8 protein-coding genes and 2 riboswitches are annotated in these 11427 nt (G+C 67.9%); of the genes, 1 reads left to right on the plus strand and 7 read right to left on the minus strand.

From position 1 onward, the window contains the following. Positions 1 to 1088 (minus strand): MMPL family transporter (locus AC08OT_RS14600; protein ID WP_476602920.1); only part of this gene is annotated, 1088 nt, incomplete at its 3' end. Between the two features lie 109 nt (positions 1089 to 1197). Between AC08OT_RS14600 and AC08OT_RS14605 the strand changes: the two genes are divergently transcribed. Continuing rightward, a complete protein-coding gene (locus AC08OT_RS14605; RefSeq protein WP_476593703.1) occupies positions 1198 to 1965 on the plus strand; it encodes a TetR/AcrR family transcriptional regulator in 768 nt (255 codons plus the stop codon). A 107-nt stretch (positions 1966 to 2072) separates the two neighbouring features. Here the strand turns inward: AC08OT_RS14605 and AC08OT_RS14610 are convergent, their stop codons facing one another. The 6 genes from AC08OT_RS14610 to AC08OT_RS14635 form a co-directional block, all read right to left on the minus strand. Beyond that, a complete protein-coding gene (locus tag AC08OT_RS14610; protein WP_476593704.1) occupies positions 2073 to 3143 on the minus strand; it encodes a glycosyltransferase family protein in 1071 nt (356 codons plus the stop codon). 619 nt (positions 3144 to 3762) lie between these two features. Beyond that, a complete protein-coding gene (locus AC08OT_RS14615) occupies positions 3763 to 5472 on the minus strand; it encodes a GGDEF domain-containing protein (RefSeq protein ID WP_476602918.1) in 1710 nt (569 codons plus the stop codon). Positions 5473 to 6060: 588 nt separating this feature from the next. Next, positions 6061 to 6699, minus strand: coding sequence for an FkbM family methyltransferase (locus AC08OT_RS14620; protein WP_476593707.1), 639 nt, complete (start codon positions 6697 to 6699; stop codon positions 6061 to 6063). After that, positions 6608 to 6802: a hypothetical protein gene (locus AC08OT_RS14625; protein ID WP_476593708.1), complete on the minus strand. Its 195-nt coding sequence runs from the start codon at positions 6800 to 6802 to the stop codon at positions 6608 to 6610. Before AC08OT_RS14625 ends, AC08OT_RS14620 begins: the two co-directional genes overlap by 92 nt. Before the next feature lie 454 nt (positions 6803 to 7256). After that, positions 7257 to 10436 (minus strand): aminomethyl-transferring glycine dehydrogenase, encoded by a 3180-nt coding sequence (gcvP, locus tag AC08OT_RS14630; protein ID WP_476593706.1) that lies wholly within the window; start codon positions 10434 to 10436, stop codon positions 7257 to 7259. A gap of 55 nt (positions 10437 to 10491) precedes the next feature. Continuing rightward, a riboswitch (glycine riboswitch) is annotated at positions 10492 to 10615 on the minus strand. Next, a riboswitch (glycine riboswitch) is annotated at positions 10616 to 10712 on the minus strand. 376 nt (positions 10713 to 11088) lie between these two features. Further along, the coding region (locus tag AC08OT_RS14635) for a hypothetical protein (protein WP_476602919.1) at positions 11089 to 11427 on the minus strand (339 nt) is incomplete at its 5' end.

Here is an 11427-nt window from a genome sequence, read left to right on the forward strand (position 1 = left end):
GGCCCGATCGCCGCGCCGCGCCGGGCACGACCGGCGCGGCGGCGGCGCACGAGCCCGAGCAGGCCGCCGATCCCCCAAGCGTTGACCCGCTCGCCGAGAACCATCAGCAGCGCCGGCAGGGCCACGACGGCGGCCAGCATCGCGACGAGGGTCACCGAGATCCCGGCGTAGCTCATCGACTTCAGGAAGAACGGCGGGAAGACGAGCATCACGGCCAATGCCACGATCACCGTCGCCCCGCTGAACAAGATCGTCCGGCCGGCCGAGCGGACCGTCCTCTCCACCGCGGTGGCGCGGTCCCGGCCCACCGCCAGTTCCTCCCGGAACCGGCTGACCATCAGCAACGAGTAGTCGATGCCCAGCCCCAGGCCGAGGGCCGTCGCCAGGTTCACCGCGAAGATCGACACATCGGTGAGATCACCGATCACCGAAAGCGCGGCGAAGCCACCCAGCATGCCGAGCAGCCCGATACCCAGCGGCAGCAGGGCGGCAACCACGCCCGCGAACGCGATGACCAGCAACGCCAACGTGATGGGAATGGCGAACGACTCGGCGGCGGCGAGGTCGGCCGAGACGTGTCCGCTGATGTCCTCCCCGACCGTCGCGGCCCCACCCGGCCGGACCGTCACCGCCCCCGGCGCGCCCCCCCACGACTCGTAATGATCAACGATGTCGGCGGCCTGGTCATCGTCCTGGATACTGGCGACGACAAGCGCCTGCCGGCCGTCCCTCGAGCGCAGCGCCGGACCGCCCCCCGTCCAGTAGGACACGACGTCCCTCGCCCCGGCCTGGGCGGCGAGATCGGCGGCAACCGTCTTTCCCGCGGCGACGACCGCCGCGTCATCCACATCGCCCGCCCGGGCGGTCACCAACAGGAGGAAGTTCGGGCGGCCGTGGAAGCGAGCGTCCAGGACGTCCTCGGCCCGGGAGGAGTCCGACGCCGGATCGTCGAACCCCCCCGTCTGGAGTTTGCCGAAGGCACCGCCCGCGAGCCCACCGGCGCCGAGCAGCACGAGAAGCGTGAGAAGCGTGAGGACGAGGACCAGACGCGGGCGGCGCGTCACGAGCGCCACGAGCGGAGTAAACACGGAACCCTCCGAAGAGCAGGCGATGCTGAAGAGAACAGTGTTCGCGATCGCTGCTCGTGTCAAGACGCATCCGTTCGCAAAGTTGACAGCGTTCTCGTCGAGACCCACCATGACCGTGGTGAGCAGTCCGGTTCCCCGTCGCGAACGACTGCGGCAGGCCACTCTCGACGAGATCAAACAGACCGCGCGCGCCCAGCTGGCCGAGCACGGCCCGGCTGCGCTCTCCCTACGGGGGATCGCCCGGGTGATGGGCATGGCCCCATCGGCCCTGTACCGCTACGTGGACAGCCGGGAGGTCCTGCTGGCCGAACTGGTCGCGGACGGGTTCGCCTCACTGGCGGAGGCCCTGGAGGCGGCCTTCGACGCGGCCGATCCGCACGACCACCTACAACGCTGGCTCCAGGTCGCCCGCGCGCACCGCCGCTGGGCCCTGGACCATCCGACGGAATACGGACTGATCTTCGGCCCCGGCATCCCCTGCGCCACGTCGACCAACGACCGGATGATCACACAGCTGCACCGCGCGGTCGCGGTGCTGTTCCGCTGCATGAGCGAGCCGACCAGGGCCGGCATGATCGACGCCGCCACGGTGGACGCCCAGCTCACCCCGCCGATGCGCGCCAGCCTACAAGCCTGGGGACGCGACCACGACGTCGCGATCGACGCCGCAGGACTCGCCGTGTGCCTGGCCGTCTGGACCCAGTTGCACGGCTTCATCTCCTTGGAGATGTTCGGGCACCTCCCCTCCGCCCTCGACGACATCGACGATCTGTTCGACCGGCAGATGGCGGACGCGATCATCCGCGTGTGGCGAGGCGGGTACAACCTCGCCACGGTGATGCCCGTCCCGCCGGCCGGCCGGCCGGCCGCGGAGTGACCACCCGGTGCCGACCAACCACCCGGTGTCGACCAGACGGTCTGGTGGTCGACGGTCGGCCGGTCGGCGGCAGCGGTTCAACTGTCCGGCGACCGGCCGCCGGACGGTCAGGCCGAGGTCCGCATTCGCCGCCCCAGCGCGTCGAGCGCGACCCGACGGGTACCCTTGATCTCCGGCAAGCGCGCCTGATAAGCCGGTGCCGTGGCCAACGGCTGGTAGAAGCCGAGCCGCGGGACGAAGTCGGTGTCGTCGTAGCCCGGCGGCCGGTGCAACGCATACGTACGACCCGGGAAAAGCAGGTCGTAGTTGTCGGCGATCTGCCAGATGGCGACGTGCGGGTCGACCCGCCGACGCTGAAAGTACGCCTCCAGAACATCGATTGTGAAACTAATCTCATGGAACTGTTTGACCAGACTGTGGTAATGCTGGCCGACCTGATACTTGATCGGTAGTTCGATCTGGAGACTATCGGAGTAGTCGAGCAGATCGAGCGCCAGAACCTTCAGTGACGTCTCGACGCCGTACCCCCGCGAGAACGCCAGCGCCGCAAAGACGTCCGCGTCGATGACGAACTCCCCGATCAGGGGCTGGATTGTCCGAGTGATGGACGGCACATACCTGGCGAGCTGTTTCGACAACAGCGACCGCAGCATCTCGGTGGTTCGCCCCCCGGGCTGCCCGTCGCCAGTGACTCTACGCGAACTTCCGTTGACGAAAAGCGGGGCGTTATCGGCAGTCACGGCGGCAGCCAGGACACCCACTGTATATGGATCGTAGCTTTCCAGATCGGCGTCATGGAAGATGAGCCGACTACCGAATGCAAGGTAGGCGAGACTACGCATCGCGCCCGCTTTGCCGCCGGTCGTGGTGGCCTCTCGACCCGCGTGGCGCTGCAGGACCGATTCTCCACGCACGACCCAGCTGGCGCCCGCGTCGGTCGCGATGCGCATCAGGCCATGTTCGTCCCCGTCCGACGACGGGTCGACAACCACGCCGATCTCGTCCAGCACTCTGCGCTCCTGCATCCAGCGTTGCCGGTTGAGTGCGATGATGTCGCCGAGAGTTCGAGCCGCCTCCGGGCCACGGGCCGGGATGAGTAGACTCAGAGTGATGCCCTTGGCGAGTTTGTCGACCTCGATCGAGTCGAGGTCGAGGCTGGTGGGTTCGAGCGTTCGCACGGACGCCCCTCTCTCGTGACCTTTCTTGGGTACGGACAGCCCGTACCGGTGATGACGTCCAGATGGGGATCTGGTGCGGCATTGCCGGCGGTATCAGACGGGCTGGGTAGGGAATCCCCCAGCCACCCCGGACCGCACGATTGGGTACCTCCGTTCACAACGCCTCATCCGCCCGAGTCGTCGCCGGTACCTCCCCGCGTGTTCCGGTTCACCACTTCCGCCTCTCGACCACCCGGGAACGACCGGTCCGCCACATGCAGGTACTGGAGCGTCAAAGTATCGGTCTTACGACCGTGTCCGTCACTCCCCATCTTTCTCGAGGGGAACAACCACCGCTTCCGGGACAAGGAGCGAACACTCGGCGCCGCACCAGCACGACACATGACCCCGCCGCGCCACGGAGGGTACCCGACCAAGCACCTGGAGCGGTTGCTCCGGGACCGATCCGAAAGAACTACCCCCGCACGGCCCGCCGATGCCACCGGATGGGCGGAATCGCTCACGGCGTCCTACTCTCTTTCGGTTATGGCCACGGAAGGAAGACCGGCGCGCGACCGGACCCTCCCGAAGACGGACGATCAGGCGGCGCTCGCCGGCCTGCCCGCCGCCGTGGCCGCGCTCACCATCGCGTACGCCAGGGCACCGCGGCGGATCCGGCATCCGGGGCCGGGGGCTGCCTACTCAAACCAGCCGTTTCACCGACTTCATAATCACCAACGTCGTAGCCCGGTCCGGCGGAACCGATCGCGACCCGGTCCCGTCCCGCGGCCTTCGCGGCGTACAGCGCGCGATCCGCGGCTGCGACGAGCGCGAAGGTGTCGTCCGCGTGATCGGGGAGGGCCGCCGCTCCGACCGAGACCGTCACCGCGATCAGCAGAGACTCCTCGCCGCTGTCTCCCCGGACACCGGCACCCGACCGGGCCTGGCCGCGCACCCTCGTCGGCTCGGTAGACCCCGCCGCCCCGGACTCCCCCGTTCGGGCCGGCGGGTCCAGAACTCGCGGCGCGGGCACGACGATCCGGACGGGTTCCCGTCCGACGCCGCGGCGCAGACGTTCGGCGATATCGGCGAGGGCGCCTCCCCGGACATTCAGCGTGAGCAGCGCGAACTCCTCACCCCCGTAACGGGCGACGACGTCACCGGGACGGGTCACGACCAGCAGTCGCCGAGCCACCTCCGTCAACACCTGATCACCAGCCGGATGGCCGAATCGGTCGTTCACCGACTTGAAGTGGTCGACGTCGACGAGGATCAGCCCCATTCCGGATCCGGTGCGTCGTACCCGACCGGCCGCCAACCGCATCTCGGCCTCCAGATAGCGGCGGGTACGCAGGCCGGTCAGCCCGTCCGTGATCGCCAGACGCCGCTGGTCGGCCTCCAGGCCCGCCATCCGAACGATGATCAGAATCATCATGATCGCACTTACGACCACGACGACCAGCAGATCCCGTAGATCACCACGGATCACCTGCACGGCCAGCACGGTGGGAGCCACCAGCCCGGCGCTCGACAATGCCACCAGGCGCCAGCCGCTGCGCGCCTGCGCACGCGGGGGCGCCGGCCGCGTGAGGTCGACCATGGTCGGATGCAGCGCGGCGGCGCCGAGGGCGAGGTTGCCCGTCAACCAGATCGCGTCGAGGTAGTTGCCGACCTCGAAGGCCCCGTTCGTCTGCTGCGCGACGTAGATGGTGTCGGCGGTCAGGATGGCGAGCAGGTTGCCCGCCAGCAGGAAGAAGGCGGGTGGGCGGCTCCCGTGCCCCACCACGAGACGGATGGCCACCCCCAGCAACGCCAGATCCATCGCCGGATAGGCCACCGAGGTGACGCCGACGAACAGCTCCTGGCCCGCACGCACCTGCGGCGCGATCAGGTAGAGCCAGGACAACAGAACCGCCGCGAGCAGGAACATCGACCCGTCGAGCAGGCCGGCGATGTCCCGTTCCTGGGTCCGTCGCCGGGTCAGCAGAACGAGACCGACGACGAGCAGCGGGTAGTGGCCCAGATACAACGCATCCGGCAAAGCCGGATAGTCTGTGATGTCAAGCACATAGTGAAAGATGTAGAAGGCGCCATCGCCTATGGCGTACATCACCTGGCTGATTCCGATCAGCAACCAGGGACGTCGGTCGGTCAGCTCCTGGCGTTGCAGGCCGAGGAACACGGCCCCCGCGGCCGAGGTGCTGAGGCAGAGGTAGATGACCAGCCGGACGACGCGTGGGCCGCCGGTCGTGGGAAGCTGGCCGTAGACGAGGATGGCGATCAGACCGAGACAGAGATAGACGAGCCAGACGTGGCTACGCCAGGCGCGCCGCCACGATGGAGCCGGCATCACCCCTCGGTTCGCGACGCGGGATCCGTGCGGGACAGCGGGCGTGGCAGCGGTGCCGGGGTCCGCCGGGAGGTCCGGACCGGTGCGTCGCCCGGCTGGGCGTGATGCCGTCGATGGGCGTTCGTTGTCGGGTTGACCGAGGGAATCGGACCTGTCGACCATGCAGGACCGGCTGGCGGTGAACAGCCGCCCCGGAAGGACCGGGCCATGAGCAGCCTCTCAGTGTGAACATGCGGGTGGCACGCGTACCGGCCGCGTACGCCTGTGGTGCCTTGCGGCATTCCGTTGCCGCTCACGGCACCCACAGCAACACTGATCCCACCCGCCTGGCTTCGGCGGGTCGAACGACGAGTCGAACGCCGCGACCTGCTGAAACCGTATCGAATGGTTGCTCTTCGTACAGGAGCGTTTGAAGCCTGATGGGTACTCTTATCTGATCATTTGTCCACTCATTGTGCGGGATCCGCCCCGCTCGGACGGATCCCGGCTGGGGCGATCACGAAGGGCGAGCCTCGCCCGGACCACTACGAGCCGATGATCGGAAAGTCAGGCTGACGACCGCCGTCGCGGACGTTTCCGCGACGCACCTCAGGGATGGGCAACGAAGTTGAAGTGCGCCCCCGACGCGAAGGCCGCCCGGAACATGGGCAACGTGTAAGGACCGTCGCCGTCCAGATCGAAGATGCGCAGCCCGAGATCACTGTCGACGAGCGTGTACATCTCGTCGGCCGTCGTGCCGTAGTCCCGGGCACCGGCACCGAACTCGAAGACGAGATACGGCCGGCTGAAGCCGATCAGCTTCTGGCCGCCCTTGAACACCCCGTACTCCGCCCCCTCGACGTCGACCTTGATCAAGGCCGGCCGGTAGTCGGCCGGCATCGCGTCGTCCAGCGTCTCGACCGCGACCTCGATCTGTTCGACGTCCTCGCTGTCGGGCACCCGATCACGCAGCCCGCTGTAGGCGGGCCTGCTACGGACGTAGGTGAAGGGCAGCACCCCCGGCTGGTCGGCGAGCGCGGCCTGCCGTACCTCCACCGCCGGGAAATCGGTGGTCAACGCCGCGGCCATGTGCGGCAACGGCTCATAGGCGACGTGCCGGCCTCCCGGGGCGTGCTGGAGGATGATCCGGAGAACGTCACCACTTGTGCGCGCCCACGTCGATACAGTTCGAGTCCTCCCGGAGAACGAAGGACAGCAGCAGCGCCAGATGCCGATCGTCGCTGCGATTGCGGCGGGCGGTAGGGACGACGTTGTCACGCACCAGCTTCAGCGCCGGACCGAGGCCGATGTCGACCGCCACCCGCCGGGCCCTTGCCAGCTGTTTTTCCATCCGAGGATCCATCCGCCGTGACCTCCTGTTGTTCAAGCGGCGACCTGCCGGAGTGTCATCGCCGAATGACCCGTTATGACAGTCAGTACACCACTATTGGGCGAACATGATCCATGGTCAAGACCGGTAACAGGAATTTCAAGTCCACTTCATTCCCGCTCGACCCCGCTCGGACGAGCGGACGAGCGGACGAGCGGACGAGCGGACGAGCGGACGAGCGGACGAGCGGACGAGCGGACGAGCGGACGAGCGGACGAGCGGACGAGCGGACGAGCGGACGAGCGGACGAGCGGACGAGCGATAATCCTTACGCCACGAAGAGTTCGACTTCTGAACTCTTCCGTCAGGGAAGAGTTTGGAGGTCGCGGCAGACTACCCAGCGGGACCGTTCGGCCTCGCATCGGCCGCCGCCGCGATGGAGAAGATCGACGGCGGCCGCGTCAGCATCCCGTCTTCAGCGGGCCCCCGCGAGAATCTGCTCGTCGACCGGCTCCGCGGCGAAGGATCCCACCGGTGGGCAGGTGCAGACCAGGTTGCGATCACCATAGGCGTCGTCGATCCGACGTACCGGGGGCCAGTACTTGGCGGCCCGCAGCGAAGCGACGGGATAGGCCGCCACCGATCGCGGATAAGCGTGCGACCATTCGTCGGCGGTAACCATCTGTGCGGTATGCGGAGCATTATTCAGGGGATTGTCGGTCCGCGGCCAGATACCGTCTCCAACCTTTTCCACCTCGGCCCGAATGGAGATCATCGCGTCGCAGAAACGATCGATCTCGCCGAGATCCTCACTCTCCGTCGGCTCGACCATCAGTGTTCCGGCAACCGGGAAGGACATGGTCGGAGCATGGAAACCGTAGTCGATGAGACGCTTCGCCACATCGTCCACGGTGACGCCGGTCATCTTCGTCAACGGCCGTAGGTCCAGAATGCACTCATGGGCGACCAGCCCGTCCCGGCCCGCGTAGAGCACCGGATAGTACGGACGCAGCCGGTGGGCAATGTAGTTGGCGTTCAGGACGGCCACCGAGGTCGCCCGGCGCAGGCCATCCGCACCCATCATCCGGATGTAGGCCCACGGAATCATGAGAATTCCGGCCGAGCCCCATGGGGATCCCGAGATCGGGCCCACTCCGGTGGCCGGTCCGGCCTCCGGCCGCAGCGGGTGGTTCGGCAGATAGGGTAGGAGTTTTTCGACCACGGCGACCGGGCCGACCCCCGGACCCCCGCCACCATGCGGGATGCAGAACGTCTTGTGCAGGTTCAGGTGGCTCACGTCGGCCCCGAACTGCCCCGGCCTGGCGAGCCCCACCAGAGCGTTGAGATTCGCTCCGTCTACGTACACCAGGCCGCCGGCCTCATGCACGATCGCGCACGCCTGCCCGATGCCCTCCTCGTACACACCATGGGTCGACGGGTAGGTGACCATCAGCGCCGCCAACGCGTCCGCGTTCGCGCGGGCCTTGCGGGCCAGATCGTTCAGGTCGACGTTCCCGTCGTCGTCACAGGAGACAACGACCACCCGCATTCCCGCCATCGCGGCGCTCGCCGCATTCGTCCCATGCGCCGAGGAGGGAATGAGACAGATGTTTCGCACCACGGACCCGGGAACAGCATGATCGCGGTGATAGGCCCGGATGGCGAGCAGCCCGGCGAGCTCACCCTGACTGCCGGCATTCGGTTGGAGGGAAACCCCCGCATACCCGGTGATCTGCGCAAGCCAACGCTCTAGGTCCTGAATCATCGCGAGATATCCGGCGGCCTGGCCCAGCGGAGAAAATGGATGGATGTCGGCGAATTCCGGCCAGGTGACCGCGGCCATCTCCGTGGTCGCGTTGAGTTTCATCGTGCACGACCCCAAGGGGATCATGCCCCGGTCGAGAGCCAGATCAAGATCGGACAGTCGACGCAGATAGCGGAGCATCGCGGTCTCCGACCGATGGTCGTGGAACACCGGATGTTGCAGGTAGGGATCCGTACGCACCAGTTCGGCGGGCAGCGCCACCAGCTCGTCCGCCATCTGGTCTGCCTGGTCCGCGCGGGCCATGAGATGATCGCTCGCCGCCGCGACGGGCCCGGTCCGAGCCCCGGTCCGGATCCCGCTTTCGGTCTCGGTCTCGGTCCAAGTGATGCCCGCCGTGGCCTCCGGGCCCACCCCGAAGGCCGACCAGACGGCCCCCAGCTCGGCCCGGCCCGTCGTCTCGTTGCAGGAGATGCCCACGTGGTCATCGTCGACCAGCCGCAGGTTCACTCCCCGCGCCAACGCGTCCGCAACCACCTGGGCGGCCCGGCCCGGTACCGCGGCGAGGACGGTGTCGAAGAACGCGTCGTGCACCACCGTCACACCGGCGGCGCGCAGGCCTTCGGCGAGGCGCACCGCGTGCCCGTGGAGGCGACGCGCGATCCCGGCCAGGCCCTCCGGGCCGTGGTAGACCGCGTACATAGAGGCGAGTACCGCGGGCAGCACCTGGGCTGTGCAGATGTTGCTCGTCGCCTTTTCCCGCCGGATGTGCTGCTCACGGGTCTGCAGGGTGAGCCGGTACGCGGGTGCGCCGTCCGCGTCGACCGATACCCCGACGAGCCGCCCCGGCAGGGACCGCTCCAGCCCCTTACGCGCTGCGAGGTAGCCGGCGTGCGGGCCTCCGAAGGACAGCGGTAGCCCGAACCGCTGCGTGCTCCCCACCGCGATGTCCGCGCCGAGATCACCAGGCGCCCGCAGCAGGGTCAGCGCCAGCGGATCGGCGGCGATCGTGACGACGATGCCGCGCTCCCTCGCCGCTGCGATCACACCACGCACATCCCGCAGGACGCCCGCCGGCCCGGGATAAGACAGCAGCAGGCCGAAGGTCGCATCCAGTTCCGCCGGGCCCACGGCCGTGAGTCCGGCGGCGAGATCCGCGACCACCACGTTGATCCCCAGCGCCTCCGCCCTGGTCGCGACCACCGCAATGGTCTGCGGGAGGGTGTCGGCCTCGATGAGGAACGTCGTGCGGGAACCCTTCACCGTCCGGAACGCGATCTGCATCGCCTCGGCCGCCGCGGTCGGCTCGTCCAGCAGGGAGGCTCCGGCCACCGCCAGGCCGGTCAGATCAGTGATCATCGTCTGGAAGTTGAGTAACGCCTCCAGGCGGCCCTGGGAGATCTCCGGCTGGTACGGCGTGTACGCTGTGTACCAGGCGGGGCTCTCCAGGATGTTGCGCTGGATGACTCCCGGCATCACCGCGGGATGGAACCCCAGCCCGATCATCGAGGAAACCGGTCGGTTCCTGCTACCGAACGCGCGTAGGGCCGCGAGCACCGCGGGTTCACTCAGCGCCGCGGGAAGATCCAGATCCTGGTCACGGATGCTCGCCGGGACGGCCGCATCAATGAGCGCGGCCAGTGATTCCACGCGCAGCGCATCCAGCATCGCCCGTTGGGAGGACGGGTCCGGGCCGATGTGCCGATCGGCAAACCGCGGGATGGCCGCGGCGGGCAGCCGCCTCGCACCGTTCCTGCCCACCGCCGCGGCGCTACCCTGCCGCGGCGCCCCCGACCGCGCGTGCGACGACGCGGGAGCGGTCGTGCCGGCCATGGCGGCCGTGGCCGGTCCATCGGCATAGGGGGTGTCGTCGTACTCGGTGACGTCAGGCATGATGACTGCTCCGGAGGTCGGGCGACGACGGATCATGCCGGCGCCGCGGCGGGCCTCCCCCTCTGTCATAGGCCTGAGAGCTTCACCGGCGCCGCCGCCGGCAGTCCGGGGAGCTGCGGGCGGGGAACGCGGCTTTCACCGTCGGCGGGACACCTCACGGCGTCCACTTTCCAGAGTTGCCTGACCCGGCGGTTGGGGGCCTGAGAGTTTATGGGGAGAGCTTGCTCCTTCGGCGTCCCGACCAGCGAGCGACCGGGACTCTCCCGCACAGGTGTGAGCGGCATCGGTATGGAGTTGTGGGACGGGGCACGGATGACCCGGGGATGCCTACCAGTAGCGAATGATCGGCTCCCAACTGGTGCCGGTCCCCTCGACGCCGGCTGCGTTCAGCCACGATTCCACTCCCCGAACACTAGCTGCGGGAGCCCCGCGGGCCAACCAGTGACCCCCACCGAAACCTGTTCGCAACATGAACCCACGAACCCGTGGAGCCGTGGGCCGTGGCCACGGGGCCATCGGTCGTCCGCCATCCGATCCTGCGGGCGGAGGCGGCGGCCTCGGCGTCAGGGCCGCCCGCCGGTAGGCGATACGAGCGCGGACATCTATGTATCTAGGCACAGGTCACAGCTCTGCGAAAAAATGTCAAGAAGCATCAAGATTCCGGGGCGTGCCCCAGCACTGATGCTGAAAAAACGGGCCATGCCCCCTGGAACGTCCCCCCGATGCCCCTCCCGCCCGCGCGGACGACACCTACACAAACGAAATGCGAGGTACCGCCCGGGTCGCCGGACGGCACGTGCATCATACGGTTCATCTGCACCATCCGACGCTGACGCCCACCACGAAAGGTGCGGCCGGGCAGGCCGAACGCGGACACGGGCACGAGGGTGCCATCGCACGAGCGGGATAGGCACACGGCCAGTACGCCGTCCTCGTCGACTACCCGGCAAAAAATTCGCCATGACAATTGATCATGTGGCAACCACAGCCT

The sequence above is a fragment of the Frankia sp. CgJB1 genome (assembly GCF_977947065.1).